General features: G+C 57.9%; 17 protein-coding genes and 1 tRNA gene. 4 read left to right on the top strand and 14 right to left on the bottom strand.

The window, feature by feature from the left end; all coding sequences use genetic code 11:
* Positions 1-34 precede the first annotated feature (34 nt).
* The 9 genes from DTI93_RS04590 to mnmE form a co-directional block, all read right to left on the bottom strand.
* Entirely contained in the window at positions 35-1,462 is a 1,428-nt protein-coding gene (locus DTI93_RS04590) for a hypothetical protein (protein WP_249079793.1), read from the bottom strand.
* A 245-nt stretch (positions 1,463-1,707) separates the two neighbouring features.
* A complete protein-coding gene (locus DTI93_RS04585) occupies positions 1,708-2,124 on the bottom strand; it encodes a DUF805 domain-containing protein (RefSeq protein ID WP_249079790.1) in 417 nt (138 codons plus the stop codon).
* Positions 2,125-2,287: 163 nt separating this feature from the next.
* Positions 2,288-2,638, bottom strand: a complete 351-nt coding sequence (locus tag DTI93_RS04580) for a DUF3147 family protein (protein WP_043559132.1) — start codon at positions 2,636-2,638, stop codon at positions 2,288-2,290.
* Between the two features lie 88 nt (positions 2,639-2,726).
* Positions 2,727-2,802 (bottom strand) — tRNA-Lys (locus tag DTI93_RS04575).
* An 80-nt stretch (positions 2,803-2,882) separates the two neighbouring features.
* A complete protein-coding gene (locus DTI93_RS04570; RefSeq protein ID WP_081562441.1) occupies positions 2,883-3,782 on the bottom strand; it encodes a ParB/RepB/Spo0J family partition protein in 900 nt (299 codons plus the stop codon).
* Positions 3,783-3,787: 5 nt separating this feature from the next.
* Positions 3,788-4,588, bottom strand: a complete 801-nt coding sequence (locus DTI93_RS04565) for a ParA family protein (protein WP_408610233.1) — start codon at positions 4,586-4,588, stop codon at positions 3,788-3,790.
* Entirely contained in the window at positions 4,572-5,150 is a 579-nt protein-coding gene (gene rsmG / locus DTI93_RS04560; protein WP_043559506.1) for a 16S rRNA (guanine(527)-N(7))-methyltransferase RsmG, read from the bottom strand. The genes DTI93_RS04565 and rsmG overlap by 17 nt, the downstream gene beginning before the upstream one ends.
* On the bottom strand, positions 5,150-7,021 hold the full coding sequence (mnmG, locus tag DTI93_RS04555; protein WP_086431609.1) for a tRNA uridine-5-carboxymethylaminomethyl(34) synthesis enzyme MnmG: 1,872 nt from the start codon (positions 7,019-7,021) through the stop codon (positions 5,150-5,152). The genes rsmG and mnmG overlap by 1 nt, the downstream gene beginning before the upstream one ends.
* A gap of 10 nt (positions 7,022-7,031) precedes the next feature.
* On the bottom strand, positions 7,032-8,324 hold the full coding sequence (mnmE, locus tag DTI93_RS04550; RefSeq protein WP_249079897.1) for a tRNA uridine-5-carboxymethylaminomethyl(34) synthesis GTPase MnmE: 1,293 nt from the start codon (positions 8,322-8,324) through the stop codon (positions 7,032-7,034).
* Positions 8,325-8,412: 88 nt separating this feature from the next.
* Between mnmE and DTI93_RS04545 the strand changes: the two genes are divergently transcribed.
* The 3 genes from DTI93_RS04545 (at position 8,413) to cydB (ending at position 11,550) form a co-directional block, all read left to right on the top strand.
* Positions 8,413-8,874, top strand: a complete 462-nt coding sequence (locus DTI93_RS04545; RefSeq protein ID WP_081562444.1) for a methylated-DNA--[protein]-cysteine S-methyltransferase — start codon at positions 8,413-8,415, stop codon at positions 8,872-8,874.
* A gap of 239 nt (positions 8,875-9,113) precedes the next feature.
* On the top strand, positions 9,114-10,529 hold the full coding sequence (locus tag DTI93_RS04540; RefSeq protein ID WP_043559146.1) for a cytochrome ubiquinol oxidase subunit I: 1,416 nt from the start codon (positions 9,114-9,116) through the stop codon (positions 10,527-10,529).
* A gap of 1 nt (position 10,530) precedes the next feature.
* Positions 10,531-11,550, top strand: coding sequence for a cytochrome d ubiquinol oxidase subunit II (gene cydB, locus DTI93_RS04535; RefSeq protein WP_043559149.1), 1,020 nt, complete (start codon positions 10,531-10,533; stop codon positions 11,548-11,550).
* A 228-nt stretch (positions 11,551-11,778) separates the two neighbouring features.
* Here the strand turns inward: cydB and rho are convergent, their stop codons facing one another.
* The 3 genes from rho to DTI93_RS04520 all read right to left on the bottom strand — a co-directional run bounded on the left by rho (position 11,779) and on the right by DTI93_RS04520 (position 15,987).
* Positions 11,779-13,089 (bottom strand): transcription termination factor Rho, encoded by a 1,311-nt coding sequence (gene rho / locus DTI93_RS04530; RefSeq protein ID WP_086431611.1) that lies wholly within the window; start codon positions 13,087-13,089, stop codon positions 11,779-11,781.
* Positions 13,090-13,378: 289 nt separating this feature from the next.
* Complete coding sequence (locus DTI93_RS04525; RefSeq protein ID WP_227431473.1) at positions 13,379-14,923, bottom strand: GMC family oxidoreductase; 1,545 nt, start codon at positions 14,921-14,923, stop codon at positions 13,379-13,381.
* A gap of 437 nt (positions 14,924-15,360) precedes the next feature.
* The gene (locus DTI93_RS04520) at positions 15,361-15,987 is read right to left on the bottom strand and encodes a gluconate 2-dehydrogenase subunit 3 family protein (RefSeq protein WP_248630722.1); all 627 of its coding nucleotides are present in this window, start codon (positions 15,985-15,987) and stop codon (positions 15,361-15,363) included.
* Positions 15,988-16,138: 151 nt separating this feature from the next.
* Between DTI93_RS04520 and sucB the strand changes: the two genes are divergently transcribed.
* On the top strand, positions 16,139-17,257 hold the full coding sequence (gene sucB / locus DTI93_RS04515) for a dihydrolipoyllysine-residue succinyltransferase (RefSeq protein ID WP_249079788.1): 1,119 nt from the start codon (positions 16,139-16,141) through the stop codon (positions 17,255-17,257).
* A gap of 93 nt (positions 17,258-17,350) precedes the next feature.
* Here sucB and DTI93_RS04510 read toward each other — a convergent pair whose 3' ends face one another.
* Positions 17,351-17,731, bottom strand: a complete 381-nt coding sequence (locus DTI93_RS04510; RefSeq protein WP_086431613.1) for a DUF3597 domain-containing protein — start codon at positions 17,729-17,731, stop codon at positions 17,351-17,353.
* Positions 17,732-17,818: 87 nt separating this feature from the next.
* The gene (gene ahcY / locus DTI93_RS04505; protein ID WP_249079786.1) at positions 17,819-19,117 is read right to left on the bottom strand and encodes an adenosylhomocysteinase; all 1,299 of its coding nucleotides are present in this window, start codon (positions 19,115-19,117) and stop codon (positions 17,819-17,821) included.
* Between the last annotated feature and the right edge of the window lie 288 nt (positions 19,118-19,405).

Below are 19,405 nucleotides of genomic sequence, written 5' to 3'. Positions count from 1 at the left end.
GGCCCATCCAGAAAAACGGATGGGCCTTCCTGCTTCAGACAAGCCCGTGCCGTGCCAGAATATCCAGCACGTCCTGCCGCACAGCTTCGTAAGACTGGCGGGCATCGACCTCAACCAGCGGAGCATGATTGAAATTCAGCTGCGGCATCAGCTCCGCCTTGATCCGCAGGGCCTCGAGGTCATGGTCCGGTTTGCGGCCATGGGCTGTTTCCGCATCCACATTCAGCCGGATGACCAGATCAGGCCGGAAGGCCACGATCCGGCGATAGATGCCACGTTCCAGCCAGGCCAGAAACCTGATCAGCGGATTGCTGCTATAAGCCGCTGAAAGACCAGGACCATCACACTGGCCAGGAATTTCCATTTGCGGGTAACGGTCCGTCACCACCAGAAATCCCTTCTCGACCGCCCGCCTGACCCGTAGAAAGCGCTTCAGCCGCACCAGAGAAAAGACAAACAGAACAAGACCCGTCATCAGGCCCGGCATTTTTTCACCCTTGGTCCGGGCCTTCTTGGCCTTGCCGTTCAGCTTCTTCTCCAACGCTGGACCAATAAGGGGCAGAGCCCCGATCCGCCGCCCAAGATCACCCGAACCAAGACCAAGATACCCATAAACGGTTGGACGTGTTTCAGAAAAATGCTGGACCAGAGACTGGCTGATACTGGACTTGCCAGACCCATCACACCCAACCAGCGAAACCAGACAGCCTGCCCGGGGCTGCGCAGCCAATCCCTGGCCGGAACGGGGATAGAGTGCCAGCACCTTGCGGACTGTTTCTTCTGCCTGTACCAGCACCTGCGCCAGCGGCTCGGTGGCATCGATATCAATGATGGGAGCACCAGAAAAATCCAGCCGGGCAAGGTCTTCAATCTTGCGGGCCAGCTTGAAAGAAACATGATCCGGCTTGCGTTGCAGGGCCGTCTCCAGGTCAACATTCAGCCGTATGACGACATCTGGCCGGAAACGGGCCATCCGTGCATAAAGCGCCCGCTCCACCCGGCTGAAAATCCGCAGCAGGACGCCATCCCGGTTCAGATTGGCCAGAGTGGGGCCATCCATGGGGCCGGGCACACTGTTCTGCGGATAACGATCCGTCAGCACGGCCATGCCCCGTTCATGTTTGCACCGCATGAGTGCGAAACGAAACACACGCCGCATGGACAGAACGAAACCCGACACGGCCGCCAGCACGCCTGCTTTTTTGCCGGTCTGTATCCGGCTGTTTTCTTTCCTGGCCTTGCCTGTCACATACGGGCCAATGAAGGGCAGGGGGGCAAGCGTACGCTCCAGATTACCTGCCTGCTTGCCGAGATGGCAGAAAGCCGTCGGCCGCTCGGCCTGCAACAGCGCCAGCAGGGCCGTCCCCACGGTGGACTTCCCACTTCCATCACACCCGACCAGGGCTATCACCGGCTGATGCCGCCCTGCGACTGGCCGAGGCTTGAAATCGCTTACACGCATAGCACTCTCATCTTCTCTGACGCTGCCATCCTATCCTGTCCTGCCTGTCCATAACAGACTTATGGCCGGCCTGCCCGCATAAAGTGCCCTGATCCAGCCATATATCCTTAACATGAGGAAACACGTCATCATCATGAAACGGTCTGCCCATAAAAAATGGCTGGCAACCTCCATGAGGATGCCAGCCATCGAAACTTGCTGAATATCGCTTATGCCTTTCTCAGGACATGAAACAGATTTTACTCTCAGCCTCTGCCGTTACCAGGCGGAGGACCAAACCTGTTGTTCCCCGGCGTCCCCGGCTGACACAAAAAAATGAGAGTAGCGATCGGGCAAAGCAGGAATGGGATAATGGGAAGGAAAACGAGTGGGGACAGATGTCCCCCTGACGGATTTAATTTATACAGGAACGCAACATAGTAAACGACGATCACTGAGAAGGATGCTGACGGCAGCCATACCCACCAACCGGACCGACCAGTATCATGTAACCGTCGCATCCCAACAGCTATACCCGGTAAAAACATTAAAATAGAAAAAACAATCAATGGAAATATACTACCAGATATAGAATAAATTATTTCAATAACAAAATAAAAAATACATTCAAAAAACCTAAAATACCAGTATTCAGGACAAGTTGCCCGTCCGCTGAATATCACCTAATTTTTTATACCTTTTATGAAATAGCCGAACGGACTGGCACTCTTCACGTTTCATCCTCCAGAAAGAAAGGGTAATTTTTCAAAAAAATAAATGAAAAGTCAACGCAGGGTAACGTCAGTCAAGACGCAGAATAATCATGAGCATGTCCTGTCTGACCATTTACAGGACCATGCCATAACGTCGGGCGCACCAGACCACGACAAGATAAAGCAGAACCGTCAATACACAGCCAACCGCCAGACTGCCCCAGAAAGGCCAGCCTCGCCGCAGGAGGGCGGGAATGAGCAGAAACATGGGCAGGGATGGCAAAACATACCAGAAAGTCGCCTCACTATGAGTGGCCATCAGCTCACGGTCCGGTTTCTCAGCCCAGAGAAAAATCATCCCCAGAACAGACACAAGCGGCAGGGACGCAATGAGCGCACCCAAAGCAGGAAGGCGACGGGCCACCGTGGCAATGGAGGCCACGAGCACGGCGGACAGAGCGGTTTTTAGGAGAAAGGGGATCATCTTCTTTCCAGCAGAAAACGCAGAGCGGGTGTCCTGCCGCTGGCATCCGGAAAGTTTTCGACATCTTTTCAGGGGAACCGGCCGATTGTGGTGGGCACACTAGGGCTCGAACCTAGGACCCGCTGATTAAGAGTCAGCTGCTCTACCAACTGAGCTATGTGCCCACAATCGGTAACCGATGGATGGTTATCTATCAGCCTTCATGAAGGCTGACAAGGGGATTTTAAATATTTTCTCAAAAAAATCAGCTCTGTCCGGTCAGACGGGCCATGAGGGCCTCAAACTGCTCCAGAGAGGAATAGTTGATCTTCAGCGATCCACTTTTCCCATTGAAGCGTATCTGCGTCTTCAGCCCGAAACGGGCTGAGAGGTCTTCCTCCAGCCGGGTGATCTCCGGAGCCGGGGCAGCCTTGGTCTTCTCCTCACTGGCCGCCTTGTTCAGCCGGGCCACAAGGTCTTCCGTCTGGCGAACATTCAGCCCCTTTGCCAGCACCTCAGCCATACCGGCCACCGGGTCGGGATGGCCCAGCAGGGCACGGGCGTGACCGGCACTCAACCCACCATCCCGCAGCTGGACCAGAACAGCCTCCGGCAGGTTCAGCAGGCGCATGGTATTGGTGATGTGAGAGCGGGACTTGCCAATCGCCCCGGCCAGTTCCTCCTGCGTCAGGCTATAATCCTGCAGCAGCCGTTGCAGCCCCATTGCTTCCTCAACAGGGTTGAGATCCGACCGCTGGAGATTCTCGACCATGGCCGCCGCCATGGCATCCGTATCATCAAGCTGACGGATATAGACGGGCACCTCATGCAGGCCCGCCTTCTGCGAAGCCCGCCAGCGGCGTTCACCAGCAATGATCTGATACCGCCCCTTCTGCTCGGGGTCCGGTCTCACAAGAATGGGCTGAATCACCCCGCGGGAGCGGATGGAATCCGCAAGCTCGGCCAGCCGGTCTTCATTCATGTCCCGACGCGGCTGGAACGGACTGGGAGCGAGCAGATCCACCCCCAGACTTCCTGGCTGGGACGGAGCCTGAACCTCACCCTGCGGGGCCCCAACACGGGCCAGATTGGGCGCCTGATCCCCCAGAAGAGCGGCCAGACCCCGGCCAAGTTTGCGGGAGGAGGGGGATGCCTTCTTTGCCATGGTGCTCAGCCTTTCTTCTTCAGCCGTTTCAGCAGCTCGGCCCCCAGAGCCTCATAGGCCAGTGCCCCGGTGGAACTGCGGGCATAATCCATGACAGGCCGCCCATGACTCTGTGCTTCGGAAATACGGATATTACGGGGAATCATCGTTTTGAAGACCTGATCACCAAAGAAGCCCCGGGCATCCTCCGCCACCAGAGCAGAGAGATTGTTGCGGGTATCGAACATTGTCAGCACGATCCCTTCCAGATGCAGGTCCGCATTGAAGGCAAGACGCACCCGCTCGATGGAACGAACCAGCTGGCTGATCCCCTCCAGAGCGAAGAACTCGCACTGCAACGGCACCAGAACGCTCTGGGCCACGACAAGCGCATTGAGGGTCAACAGCCCCAGGCTGGGCGGGCAGTCGATCAGAATGATGTCATACCGGTTAAGCAATGGTTTCAGGGCATCCCGCAGCCGGTATTCCCGCCGGTCCTGGTCGATCATCTCCAGCTCGGCTCCGGCCAGGTCGCCATTGGCAGGCATGACATCCAGCTTCGGCACCACGCTGGAACGGAGAAGCGTCTCCGCCGGGGCATCCTCCAGCAAGGCGCCATAGGTGCCACGGCCACGCTCATCATAATCCAGCCCGAGGCCTGTTGACGCATTGCCCTGCGGGTCAAGGTCCACCAGCAGGACACGCTTGCGCTGCGCCAGAGCTGCCGCCAGATTCAGGCTGGTCGTCGTTTTGCCGACACCCCCCTTCTGGTTGGCAATGGCGATGATGTGCGGTGTATGTGAAGCAGCTTTAGACACGTCTGAAATCACTGATCCTGAGAAGGACCCCGTCTGGGTCTGTTCGGCTTGGGAGACTTTCATATCTCATGTGCCAGTCAGAACGGGCACTGGTCAACTCATCTGACGCTTTTCTTCCCTTGAGGAAAAGACAATACCCTTCCTCCTTCAGCAGAGGCCGTGCCCAGTCGAGCAACTGGGGCAAGGGGGCCAGCGCACGGGCTGTCACAATGTCCGCCGGTTCCACCTCTGCCTGCTCGATCCGTTTTGCCAGCACGGTGACACGGGCACCACATTCCCGTGCCGCTTCCCGCAGGAAGGCGCACTTCCGCTGGTCGGACTCAATCAGCGTGACCGGGTTTCCTGTTGCGATCGCCACGATCAGCCCGGGGAAACCACCGCCAGAACCAAGGTCCGTTATCCGCACACCAGCCGCAACATGCGGGACGAGCTGGAGACTGTCCTCAATGTGACGCTGGCGGAGGTGGGCGATATCCTTCGGGCTGACAAGATTGATCTTCTCATTCCAGCGGGTCAGCAGGCTGGCAAAATGGGCGAGCTTCTTTTCTGTTTCATGTGAAACATGCGTCATCATGTACGGCTCCTGACATGGGCAAGCAGGGCAATAAGGGCAGCGGGCGTCACACCCCGGACACGCCCCGCAGCGGCGAAATCGACCGGACGGGCAGCCCCCAGCCGCTCCTGCATTTCCTGGCTCAGCCCCCCGATCGCCCCGTAATCCAGATCATCCGGCAGGCGCAAGGCCGCCTCACTCTTCAGCTGCTGGATTTCCCGCTCCTGCCTGCGCAGATAGCCACCATAGCGGGCCTCTGTCTGTACATGCCGCCCGATACGGACCGGCAGAGCAGCAAACCATGGAGAGAGACTGGCAATCCGTGTCTCATCGGCCTGTGTCGCCAGTACGTCCAGCAGGCTGCGCCGCCGTCCATCCTGCGAGACCTCGATGCCATGCTCCCGCAGGTGCTGGGGCAGGAAGGCCGGTTTCCGGGCTTCCTCCATCGCTTCATCAATCTGGCGCACCGTCTCACGGAAGGCCGCCTCACGTTCTGTGCCAACACATCCGGCCTCGATGGCCTTTGGTGTCAGGCGCAGGTCCGCATTGTCCGCCCGCAGAAGAAGGCGATATTCCGCCCGTGAGGTGAACATGCGATAGGGTTCGCTGATACCATGCAGAGTCAGGTCATCAATCAGCACGCCAAGGTAGGATTCCTCCCGTCCCAGCGTCAGGGGCTCCCTGCCTGCCACGGCCCGGGCAGCGTTCAGACCGGCCAGAAGACCCTGTGCGCCCGCTTCCTCATACCCTGTCGTGCCATTGATCTGCCCGGCGAGATACAGGCCGGGCAAGGCCCGCAGCTCCAGAGACGGACGCAACTCCCGTGGGTCAACATAATCATATTCCACAGCGTAGCCGGGGGTGACGATGCGGGCCGTCTCCAGCCCCGGCATGGAAGCGATCATCTGCGCCTGCACCTCGGCAGGCAGGGAAGTGCTGATGCCGTTGGGGTAGACCAGCTCCCCACCCGGATTGCCCGGCAGGGCCTCCGGCTCCAGAAACACCTGATGACTGTCCCGCCCTGCGAAACGGACGATCTTGTCCTCGATGGACGGGCAGTAGCGGGGACCCCGCCCGGTGATCTCACCGCCATACATGGCCGAAAGATGCAGGTTGTCCTCAATGATCCTGTGTGTCTGCGGGGTTGTCTGCGTGATGCGGCAGACGATCTGTCTATTGGGCAGGGAGGCTGTCAGCGTACTGAAGGCCTCCGGCTCGGCATCGCCCTCATCGGCAGGCAGGGCCTCCCAGTCGATGCTGTCACGGGCCAGACGGGGCGGGGTGCCTGTTTTCAGGCGGCCCATTTTCAGCCCCAGGGCTTCCAGCCGCTCCCCAAGCTGCGTGGCGGGCGCATCGCCAATGCGTCCGGCTGGCTGGCTGACCCGCCCCGTATGGATCACGCCCCGCAGGAAGGTGCCGCTTGTCAGCACGACCGCCCCGGCGGAAAAACGGCGGCCATCCTCACAGATCACACCCCGGACATGACCCTTCTCGACAATCAGGTCGCCCACGGCCCCGGCCAGCATGGTCAGGTTGGGTGTGGCCGCCAGAAGGTCCTGTATGGCGGCCCGGTAAAGCGAGCGGTCCGCCTGCGCCCGTGGCCCATGTACCGCTGGCCCTTTGGAACGGTTCAGCAACTTGAAATGAATTCCCGCCCGGTCTGCCGCCTTGCCCATGAGACCATCAAAGGCATCAATCTCCCGCACGAGATGGCCCTTGCCGATGCCTCCGATGGCCGGATTGCAGGACATGCTGCCTACGGTGTCCAGCCTGTGCGTCAGCAGCAATGTCCGGGCCCCGAAGCGGGCAGCGGCAGCGGCGGCTTCCGTCCCGGCATGACCGCCCCCCACCACGATGACATCATAGGTTTGCGCAGGTGATGTGCTCATTGAGGTAACGTCACTTTCCTATACAGAACTGGCCAAAAATCGTATCAAGCAGGGCTTCCACATCCACATGGCCCGTCAACCGGCCAAGGGCCTGCATGGCCAGGCGCAGCTCCTCTCCTCGCACCTCCGGCCATGGGGCTTCCAGCGCACGGGTCAGATGTTCCTGTGCCTCCTTCAGCCCTGCCCGATGGCGGGCACGGGTCAGGGGCGGGGTGCCACGCTGAGCCATGAGACGGGCCAGATGGGCTTTCAGCCATGCCTTCAGAGGAGCCAGACCGGCTTCATCCTTCGTATGGATGCCAAGCTCACCCTCCCGTGCCGGGGCGAGGTCCGTCTTCGTCCGCAGCCTTATGGCGTGATCCGCCAGCAGGGGCGTCTCATCCCCCGGCCCGACAAGATGAAAGAGCAGATCGGCCTCTTTCACGTGCCGCATGGTCCGGCGGATGCCTTCCGCCTCGATCTCATCCTCCGTCTCCCGCACGCCTGCCGTATCAATCAGCCGGACACGGATGCCCTCTATCATCCAGTCCACGGCGATGGCATCCCGTGTCGTACCCGCCTTCTGCGTGACGATGGCAGCATCCTGACCACTCAACGCATTCAGCAGGCTGGATTTTCCCACATTCGGTGCCCCCGCCAGAACGATCTTCAGACCATCACGGACGATCTCGCCCCGTTCATCGGCCAGATGGGCCTGCATCTCTTCCGCCAGGGTCCGGCAGTCACCCAGCAGGGCGTCTTCCACCTCCGGGGGGAGTTCCTCATCCGGGAAATCGATCAGGGCTTCCTGCTGGGCCAGAACCTGCCGCAGGCGGGACGCCCATTCCGTGTAAAGCTGGCTCAGAGCACCATCAGCCTGTTTCAGGGCCTGATGCCGCTGGGCCTGCGTATCGGCTTCAATCAGATCGGCTATGGCCTCGGCCTGCAACAGGTCCATCCGTCCTGCCTGCACGGCCCGACGGGTGAACTCTCCCGGTTCGGCAGGGCGGGCACCAAGGGAAACAAGGGCCTGCGCCACTGCCTCCACGATGGCCGGACCGGCATGAAGATGCAGCTCGAAGCTGTCTTCTCCCGTATAGGACCGAGGCCCCGGCAGCCAGAGGACGAGAGCGTGATCCAGCACGTCACCTTCATGCCGCAAAGCCCGCAGGCTGGCATGACGGGGAGCTGGCAGGGCACCACAGAGAGCTGCCAGCAGGGCCGCACTCTCCGGCCCGCTGACCCGCATGACCGCAATCGCCCCCTGCACCGGGCCTGTCGCCAACGCAAAAACCGTCTTGGTGGAAATGCTGGATGATGTCATGCCGCCTTTCATACAGCACTCATGCCCGAAAAGCAGCGGGCCAAAGAAAGAATTGACGCTCTCCCGCAAAAGGGGCAGCCTGACAGCCATGCCACAGCTTTCTTTCCATTCTCCCCTCGGTGCCCTGACCCTCAGCGAAGAAGAGGGGCAGATCGTCTCCCTTGATGAAGGCTGGGGCCGGGACCAGAGTGAGACGCCCCTCCTGCTGAAAGTGCGGGACATGATGCAGGATTATTTTGATGGAGAGCCGGTGGATTTCCAGTCCATTCCACTGATGCTTGATGGCACGGCCTATCAGAAACGTGTCTGGGCGGCCCTGCGTGCCATTCCGCACGGGCAGACCCGGACCTATGGCGACCTGGCCAAAACTGTCGGTGGCAGCCCGCAGTCCATCGGTCAGGCCGTGGCCCGCAACCCGCTGCTCATTCTCATCCCCTGCCACCGTGTCCTGCCCTCCCACGGCAGGGGCCATGGTGACTATAGCGGGTTTGAAGGCGCAGAGAGCAAGGCCTTCCTACTGGGGTTGGAACAAGAAGCATCCAGTTCCTGAAACACGGGATCATCCAGCCTTACCTTATTGCCAAAGCTGATCATCACGTGATCTTACAAAAATATGATGGCAAATTTTCATCACCTGCCATCGGCCTGACCCCGCAAAAAATGACGGGGATTTTTTATTTAAAAAATATTTATAAGAAGAAAAATAAAATCAATTGTTGAAAACTCTCCAAAATCAATAATGAAAAAATGTCAAATTCCTCCCATTCCAACGAAAAGGAATGATTATATATGGTTAATGACCATGAGTTACCTCTCACAATCGCACGAATACAATTCGCCTTTACCGTTGGCGTACATATAATATTCCCAGCATTTTCGATCGGTCTATCTGTATTCCTCACCTTTCTTGAAGGCATGTGGTTAAAAACGAATGATAACCGTTATTTGAATCTCTTTAAATACTGGTTGAAAATCTTCTCCATCGTCTTCGGCATGGGGGTCGTCTCTGGCATCGTGATGGCCTACGAGTTCGGTACCAACTGGGCAGGCTTCTCTGCCAAGGCAGGGCCCATCACAGGCGTGCTTCTCTCTTACGAAGTCATGACGGCCTTCTTTATGGAGGCTGGTTTCCTTGGTGTCATGCTGTTCGGGCTGAACCGTGTCGGCCGCAGAATGCATTTCTTTGCAACCTGTGCTGTCACTACAGGAACGCTGATCTCCATGACATGGATCCTTGCATCCAACTCATGGATGCAAACCCCACAAGGCTATGTCATTGACCAAAAGACAGGCCATTTCCTGCCCCATGACTGGCTGGCCATCATCTTCAATCCATCCTTTCCCTACCGGATCACCCATATGGGGCTGGCTGCCATGCTTTCAGTGGCCTTCACGGTAGCTGCCGCAGGTGCATGGCATCTGCTCAAGGCCAAAAAGGGAGGTACACAGGCAGACAGTACGATCCGCCTCATGTTCTCCCTGTCCCTCTGGATGATTGTCATCACAGCCCCTCTCCAGATCATAGCGGGCGACATGCATGGGCTGAACACCCTGAAATATCAGCCCGCCAAGATTGCCGCCATGGAAGGCGACTGGACAAGCGAAACACGAGCCCCTGAACTGTTGTTCGGCATCCCGAACATGAAGACAGAACGTACGGATTACGCCATAGGGATTCCGCTACTGGGCTCCTTCATCCTGACCCATGATATCAACGGCAAGGTGCCCGGCCTGAAAGATTATCCGGCAGACCAGCGGGCCCCGGCGCCAATCGTGTTCTTTTCTTTCCGCATCATGATTGCCCTAGGGGGGCTTATGCTGCTCTGCGGCCTCTGGTCACTCTGGCTGCGGCGCCGACAGCGTTTGTTCGACCATCCTCTTTTCCTGCGGGTGATACTCACCATGGCACCAGCTGGGTTTCTGGCTCTGCTCTGTGGCTGGGTTACGACAGAAGTCGGGCGACAACCATGGACGGTCTATGGCCTGCTTCGCACGAAAGACAGCGCCTCACCGCTGGCACTCTCCAGCCTGTCTTTCTCCATGCTGTTTTTTGTTGCGGTCTATCTCTTTGTTTTCGGCTCAGGCCTCCTGATGCTCATCCGCCTGCTACGGGCCACCCCAGAAGCTGCTGACAACACCAGCGATGACATCATGATCCTAGGTAGCCATCATCATACGATCTCTCAGAACAAGGATGCGTCATAACATGTCCGGCCTTGCATTCTATCTTCCCTTCATCTGGGCGTTCATCGTCATTCTGGCCATTTCGGTCTACGTCATCCTTGATGGCTTTGACCTGGGAATTGGCATGCTCTTTGCTTTCGAGAAAAAACCGGAGCATCGTGACATCATGATCAACACGATTGCCCCCGTCTGGGATGGTAATGAAACATGGATGGTTCTGGGTGGAGCAACCCTGTTCGGTGTTTTCCCCGGTGCTTACAGCACGCTGCTGCCTGCCTTCTATATCCCCATCATCATCATGCTGGGGGCTTTGATCTTCCGTGGTGTTGCATTCGAGTTCCGCATCATGGCGCACTCACCCAACCATCGGGCCTTCTGGAATACGGGCTTCATGGCAGGGTCCACACTTGCCGCTTTCTGTCAGGGCTGCATTCTTGGCGGGTACGTTCAGGGGGTGCATACAAGCCACGGTGCCTTTGCCGGAGGAGCCATGGACTGGCTGACACCGTTCAGCGTTCTTTGTGGCCTGTCCGTTGTTACAGGTTATGCTCTTCTTGGTACGACCTGGCTCGTTTGGCGCACATCCGATGAACTGGAAGCACGATGCCGCCGCTGGTCCAAGAGATTATCCATTCTGATGATTCTCTGCATCATTGCTGTTAGCTGCTGGACGCCGTTTCTCCATGCGCCCTATCTCCATCACTGGATTGCCTTTCCGAACATTCTGTTCGGCCTGCCTGTTCCTCTACTGGTGGCACTGGCCGGTTTCCTGATGTGGCGGACCCTAGACAAGGAACACGCCATCACGCCTTTCCTGTGCGCCATTGGATGGTTCCTGCTCAGCCTGGTTGGCCTGGCCATTACCATCTGGCCCTACGCTGTACCACCAACCCTGACCCTGTGGGATGTAGCATCTCCAGTTCCCAGCCAGCTTTTCCAGCTCGTCGGGACCGTCATCCTACTCCCCATCATCACGGGATATTCGATCTATTCCTACTATCTTTTCCGTGGAAAGGTCACAAAAGCCGATGGATATCACTAAGTTCACCACATACGATAAGAAGAAGGTGCCAGCCTCCTTCTCCAAACGTCTAGCGTGGTTCTTGGCCCTCTGGGGAATGGGCACTCTTGCCATCATCTTGATGGCAAGCTTCCTTCACCTTCTGATCCCCCATGGCTGATGGTCTGACATGGACTTCACCTAAAGAAAAGGCAGGGCCATATGCATGGCCCTGCCTTTTCTTTCATGGACAACAGACCAGGCTGTTAATCAGTTGTTCATCGCATCGAAGAAGTCCTGATTGGTCTTGCTGTAACGCAGCTTGTCCAGCAGGAAGTCCATGGCATCCATCGTGCCCATCGGGGCAAGGATACGGCGCAGGACCCACATCTTGGAGAGGGACGCCCGGTCCACCAGCAGCTCTTCCTTGCGGGTGCCGGACTTGGTGATGTCGATGGCCGGGAAGGTGCGCTTGTCTGCCAGCTTGCGGTCCAGCATCAGCTCGGAGTTGCCCGTGCCCTTGAACTCTTCAAAGATGACCTCATCCATGCGGGAACCTGTATCAATCAGGGCCGTGGCAATGATGGTCAGCGAGCCACCTTCCTCGATGTTACGGGCCGCACCGAAGAAACGCTTCGGCCGCTGGAGGGCGTTGGCATCCACACCACCGGTCAGCACCTTGCCGGATGAGGGAACGACCGTGTTATAGGCCCGGGCCAGACGGGTAATGGAATCCAGCAGGATGACCACATCACGCTTGTGCTCGACAAGGCGTTTCGCCTTTTCCAGCACCATTTCCGTCACCTGCACATGGCGGTGGGCCGGTTCATCAAAGGTGGAAGAAACGACCTCACCACGAACGGATCGGGCCATGTCCGTCACTTCCTCAGGCCGTTCATCAATCAGCAGAACGATAAGGAACACATCCGGGTGATTGGCAGAAATGGAAGCAGCAATGCTCTGAAGCATCACCGTCTTACCCGTTCTCGGCGGTGCAACGATCAGGGCACGCTGCCCCATGCCGATGGGAGAGACCAGATCAATCACACGGGAGGTGTAATCCTTCTGGTCCTTGCGATCACGCCCCTTGCCCTTGGCAGGAGCCGGAGCAGCGCCAGCTTCCCCTGTCGGCTCGGTTTCCATGCGGAGACGGCGCTCGGGGAAGAGGGGGGTCAGGTTGTCGAAATTGATACGGGCACGGACCTGCTCCGGTGCCTCAAAATTGATGGTATTGACCTTCTGGAGGGCAAAATAGCGCTCTCCATCCCGGGGCGCCCGGATCTCACCCTCCACCGTATCACCAGGCCGCAGGGCAAAGCGGCGCACCTGGGCCGGAGACACATAGATATCATCCGGGCCGGGCAGATAATTGGCTTCCGGGCTGCGCAGAAAGCCGAAACCATCCGGCAGGATCTCGAGCGTTCCTTCGCCATAAATGGCCTGCTCACGCTCGGCGAGAGTCTTGAGGATGGCAAACATCATGTCCTGCTTGCGCAGGGATGATGCATTTTCGACCTCCAGCTCTTCAGCAAAAGCCAGCAGATCAGCAGGGGATTTCTTCTTCAGTTCGGCGAGATGCATGAAATGATGCGCCTTGATATGCCCCGGTGGGGTAACTAATCGGAATAGACGAAAAACCAGAATACAGGCCGGGTACCCGCACGGCAGGACCATGCGCCACGGGGCATGCCGGACCTCAGGGACAGTCAGGGCTGCCGCCCCACAGGGAACTGGCAAAACTGCCTTCCGGTGCGAAGGAGATGACCCGGAAGGCAAAGCAGGACGCCGCCACCATCAGGTCGGCTTTCTTCCTAAGTGAAAGAGGGCCGCACTGTCAAGCGGGCCCTCCTTGCGGGGCAGGGCCAGCCTTTCAGACCACTTTCAGCATGGCATCCGCCGTGCGCAGGGCAAGGGCCATGATTGTCAGGGCCGGATTGGCCGCACCGGAACTCGGGAAGGTGGAGTGGTCGCTGATCCACAGATTATCGATGTCGAAACTGCGCCCATATGGATTGACCACGGCCGCTCCTGCATCGGTTCCCATCCGGCAGGTGCCGATCATGTGTGCGGCCCGGCTGATGACACGGATGTCCTTCGCCCCGATGGACTCCCACATCTTCACCATCAGGCGGGATGCATGGCGGTGCATGGCGTCCTCATTGGGGCCGTATGTATGGTCGATCCGTGGTTTGGGCAGACCGAAAGCGTCTTTTTCATCAGACAGGGTCACACGGTTTTCATCCCGTGGCAGGCTTTCCCCGTGCATCCCGATACCCGCACTGTAATTGTAGGCTGCCAGCGTGCGGCTGAGGGCCTCACCACGGCGCCCATCCGCCCGGACCAGATTGGCAGCCCATGTGAGCGGCATCATGCCCAGGGACTGGAGCAGATACCCTCCCGCAAAGTCGGCATCCTTTGGCCGCAACATGTCTTCGGAAATGGTCAGGGATGGGTAACCCTTGTTGGGCCGGGTTTCTTCATCAAACACACCCCAGACCTGCGTGGATACATGCGTCATGTAATTGCGTCCCACCTGCCCGGAACTGTTCGCCAGACCGTTGTTCAGCAGCAGGCGGGCCGTTTCCACCGCTCCGGCAGACAGGACAACAGCCCGGCATTTCTGCCGTTCCTCCCGTCCGTCACGGACATAGATGACCGCCGTGATCCGCCCCTGGCTGTCCCGCTCAAATCCCGTCGCCATGCAGCCAGGACGCAGTTCAGCCCCATGGGCACAGGCCAGTGGCAGATAGGTGTTATCCACGCCCGATTTCGCCCCGTTCCGGCAGCCCTGATGACAGGCACCGCAATTCACGCAGGCTTCCCGTCGGCCAAAATGAGGCTGGTCATGAGCTTTCGTGATGACAGCCAGAGGACCATCTGCATGACGCAGCCCTACATTGTCACAGGCCTGACGCATCTTCAGGGCGGCATTGTTGGGTGCTGCGGGCGGATAGGCATAATGGCGGCTCTCATCCCAGGGATAAGACGCTGGGCCACTCACACCTATGAAGCGCTCTACTTCTTCCACGTAAGGCTGAAGCTCTTCGGCTCCGAAAGGCCAGTCCACCCCTTTCCCGCTCTCACTGTACAGGCGGTAATCCCGGGGATCCATGCGCGGCAGGAAAGCCCCGTAATGAAGCAGGGACCCCCCAATCCCTGTTCCACTGTTATTACCCCCAAAGGCCTGCGGTGTTCCCCCACCAGACAGACGCTCATGCAGCCAGTACAGTTCCTGTGCTGTCGGCTCATCCGGCGTGTGGGACCTGGCCTTGAAAGAAGGGCCGGCTTCCAGCGCCACGACCTTCCGCCCTGCCATGGCAAGCCGCGCAATGAGCGGTGCGCCGCCCGCGCCCGTCCCGATGACGACAACATCGGCAGTTTCCTGTGAAAAATCATTATGCGTTTTCTGCATCATGCAACTGTTTCCATCACTTATGGATCAAAGATGTTCGTACTGGGGTACATGGGGACAGTACGGCCCGAAGCGGGAGAGGTACCGAGTACCGGGGACGGTACTGTACCCCCTTATGAAACGGGGATTGTACACAGCCTCATTGTGGAAAAAGAGGGATAACGTTCTGCACCCCTTGCTCTAACTTGCCTTCAGAGGTTGTACACACTGTGAGTAAGCTGGGGTACATTTTCCGAAAGCCGGGTACCCCGGTTTCCACAAGGTCTTTCAACAACATCTAAATCTAAGATTTGTAAATTCATATGTTGTGTTGTCTGGCTGTCCTTTCTTCCATTCCAGCTCCAGACTGGCTTGCCGCCATGAAGAAAGACCTTGGTTCATGTCCCTACGATCCCTTTTTCCTGTTTCTTCCAGAGGCGGAAAAGCCCTGAAATTCTCCTTCATCCCATTTTTGAAAAACGGCGCTCATTTTCCGGCTCAAAAGCCTCTTTTTTTGTCAGTGATTCAGCCGAAAACCCTTGAATTTCCTTGTCTCCACCAGTCAGGCTGGAGGAAATTCCAAGCCGGTCCTGTGCAATCGGATGCGCCAGAAACGCTGCAACGATCTGATTGCGGAGATCACCACTCCACAACTTCATCTGTGAGGCTGAAAAAGGCGCCTGAGCATTGACCGGCAGGGAGCCATCAAAAGCCCTGTCCAGCAGCGTACCACGCTGATCCGTGTCAAGAGAGGCATAATCCTGTCCAAAAAGGCCCCGGGCATATAGTTCCAGAGAGGCAAGACCATCTTCCCAGGCGGCCATATCTGTCGGCAGATCGGCAAAACGCCATCCATCTCCAGGCCCGGCGAGAGCCTGATCGATCATGACTGCCAGATTGAGATGCAGCTCACCCAGAAGTGGTGCCTGTGGCAGAATGTCATCACAGACCAGCTCAAGAAGCTGAAAAGCCTCTGGGGAAAGATGTTTCCTCTGGCCCTGTTCCTGTTCCATTCTTTCGAGCAGGGCAGTGCGTGTCCGAGAGGATATGTGGTCTGACTGAAGAAAAGCGGGCAGGGTTCTGGTCATGAAAGGTTTCCTGCTGGAAAAGTGAAAAGACAAAGAGAAGGCTTTACCCTATAGCCTCATAGGGAGATATAAGGCTAATGAGAGGCCGGGTCTCTTCCGGGAGGTGGGAGGCCGGGACCATGTTTCAAGTTCTGGAAGGACAGGAGTCACGATGACGGTTGAGATTAAAGTCCCTGTGCTTGGTGAAAGCCTGAAACAGGCAACCGTGATGCGTTGGCTCAGACAGTCTGGCGATTACGTGAAGGCTGGAGAGATGGTTCTTGAGCTGGAAACGGACAAGGTCACGCTGGATGTGCCGGCTCCGGCAGCCGGGGCACTGAGCCATGATCTGCCGGAAGGAACGGATGTTGAGGTCGGGCAGGTCATTGCATTCGTGGATGATCAGGCAGCAGCCCCTGCGGTTGAGGAAAACAGGCAGCAGGACAGCCAGGACGTGGTGCAGGATGTGACGGACCATGGTCCAGCTGCTTCAGCAGAGGGAGAGCAGCCCGTGGTGACGGGAGGAGCTGTCACTCATCCGGCTCCTGCTGTGGCTGAACCGGTGGCCTCCCTTCCCGAAGACAGGGGAACGGGGGAGCGGCGTGTGCCGATGAGCCGCCTGCGTCAGACCATTGCCCGGAATCTCAAGGCAGCCCAGAACAGTGCCGCCATTCTGACAACGTTCAATGAAATTGACATGAGTGCCGTCAAGGCGCTGCGGAGCCAGTATCGGGAGCTGTTCGAGAAGAAGCATGAGGGGGCCCGTCTGGGGTTCATGTCGTTCTTTGCCCGTGCTGTCGTAGGGGCCCTGAAGGATTTTCCGGTGCTGAATGCCCGGATTGAAGGACATGAGATCGTTTATCAGGATCATGTCAATCTGGGCATTGCCGTGGGGACGGAACGGGGGCTGGTCGTGCCCGTGCTGCGGAAGGCCGAGACACTTGGTTTTGCCGAGCTGGAGCGCCGCATTGCCGATTATGGCAAACGGGCTCGTAAGGGTGGCCTTGCCCTGAAAGAACTGGAAGGTGGCAGCTTTACCATCACCAATGGCGGGATTTTCGGGTCCCTGCTGTCCACGCCCATTCTCAATGCACCGCAGTCCGGTGTGCTGGGGATGCACGCCATCCAGGACCGGCCCGTGGCCCGGGAGGGGCAGGTTGTCATCCGGCCCATGATGTATGTGGCCCTGTCCTATGATCATCGTCTGGTGGATGGACGGGAAGCGGTCAGTTTTCTTGTGAGGCTCAAGGAGCTGATCGAGGACCCCCGTCGCCTGCTGCTGGATATCTGACAGGTATCAGGTACGAAAAAACCCCTCCGGCCATGATTTGGACGGAGGGGTTTTTCATCTGGTCAGTTACAGGGATACCGACCAGATATGGACTCAGTGGCCCCAGCCAGCAGGGATCTTGCCGCCATTGTTGGCAAGCTCGGTATAGACCTGCTTGATGAGCCAGACATTCATCGTGGCCGTGTCGTTCTTGTCCCCGGTATAGTGCAGATCGTCAGCAAGACTCTGACGGGCCTGCAGGGAGCTGTCGAGGCCCAGGAGCTTGAGCAGATCGACGATGGATTCCTTGTAGTTCAGAGGCTGGCCAGCCTTGGCGGCCAGTTCCTTCAGAACGGCATCCACGTCCACCTGTGCGATGGACGGAGCCGCAGCACCGGCAGCTGGCTGTGCCGTATCCGCCGCCTTGGCAGAAGAGCCGAACAGGCTCGTGGCGAAGCTGGAAACCTTGGAAACGATGTCGTTGAAAAGACCCATGATATGTTCCTTCCCTGAAAGCAGGAATGACTGGTCGGTTATGACCCTGCCATCGGAAATGATGGCAGGGAACAGTGACAGAAAGGATCAGTAACGGTACAGGTCGTGCTTGAACGGCCCGTTGGGGGACACTCCGATATAATCCGCCTGAGCCTGTGTCATTCTGGAGAGCGTGGCGCCCACCTTTGCAAGATGGAGAGCGGCAACCTTTTCATCAAGGATTTTTGGCAGAGTATAAACTTTTCCTGCCTCATACTGGCCCGGTTTTGCATTCCAGAGTTCGATCTGTGCCAGCGTCTGGTTGGTGAAGGAGGCGGACATCACGAAGGACGGATGGCCTGTGGCGTTGCCCAGATTGACCAGACGGCCTTCGGAGAGAAGGATGAGGCGGCGGTTCGGGGCCAGCTCGATCTCATCAACCTGCGGCTTGATGTTGGTCCATTTGTGGTTGCGCAGGGCGGAGACCTGAATCTCGCTGTCAAAATGCCCGATATTGCAGACGATGGCCCGGTCCTTCATCTCACGCATATGTTCGATGGTGATGATGTCCTCGTTGCCGGTACAGGTCACGAAGATGTCGCCACGGGGAGCGGCACTTTCCATCGTGACGACCTCATAACCTTCCATGGCAGCCTGAAGGGCGCAGATCGGGTCAACTTCTGTCACCAGCACGCGGCAGCCTGCGCTGCGGAGGGAAGCGGCAGAGCCTTTGCCCACGTCACCATAACCGGCCACAACAGCCACCTTGCCGGCCATCATGACATCGGTGCCACGGCGGATGGCATCCACGAGGCTCTCACGGCAGCCATAGAGGTTGTCGAACTTGGACTTGGTCACGCTGTCATTGACATTGATGGCCGGAACCTTGAGCAGCCCCTTGCGCTCCATGTCCCAGAGGCGATGCACGCCCGTCGTGGTTTCCTCGGAAATGCCACGGACCTCCTTGAGGAGCTCGGGGTATTTCTCATGCATGAGGGTTGTCAGGTCACCACCATCATCAAGGATCATGTTGGGGGTCCAGCCATCCGGCCCCTTGATGGTCTGCTCGATGCACCAGATGAATTCTTCCTCGTTCATGCCCTTCCAGGCGAAAACGGGAATGTTGGCGGCGGCAATGGCGGCAGCTGCCTGGTCCTGGGTGGAGAATACGTTGCAGGAGGACCAGCGGACTGTGGCACCGAGGGCGATCAGCGTCTCGATCAGCACGGCGGTCTGGATGGTCATGTGCAGGCAGCCGGCAATCCGGGCGCCCTTCAGCGGCTGGCTGGCGCCATATTCCTCGCGGAGGGCCATCAGGCCCGGCATTTCGCCCTCGGCAATGGAGATTTCCTTGCGGCCCCAGTCGGCCAGGGACATGTCACGAACCTTGTAGTCCTGCGTAGCCATATGTGTTTCCTTGGTTTTTGGCAGTTGATGATCATGGATGGAACAGCAGGCAGGCGAGGCCTCCATGCGGTTCCTGCACCGGGAAACTATAGAGCCTTGCCGTAAGGCTGGAAAGAAGAACGGACCAACAGTTTTCCGTTACAAAATGGTGTCATCCATATTGCGTCCCATCGGGCAACGTGTCAGAGAACGGGCGGTATTCATGTGTCTGGAGCCTTGGCTCTTCCCGGTGCAAAGGGATGTCCTGCCGCCTTCAGTCCGGGCAGGAAAACTGTAATGGGGGGTGGC

The sequence above is a fragment of the Parasaccharibacter sp. TMW 2.1884 genome (assembly GCF_023337695.1).
In the GTDB taxonomy this organism is placed as follows: domain Bacteria; phylum Pseudomonadota; class Alphaproteobacteria; order Acetobacterales; family Acetobacteraceae; genus Bombella; species Bombella apis.
The sequence above is the reverse complement of the archived record's forward strand: the minus strand, read 5'-3'. Positions and strand labels throughout refer to the sequence as shown.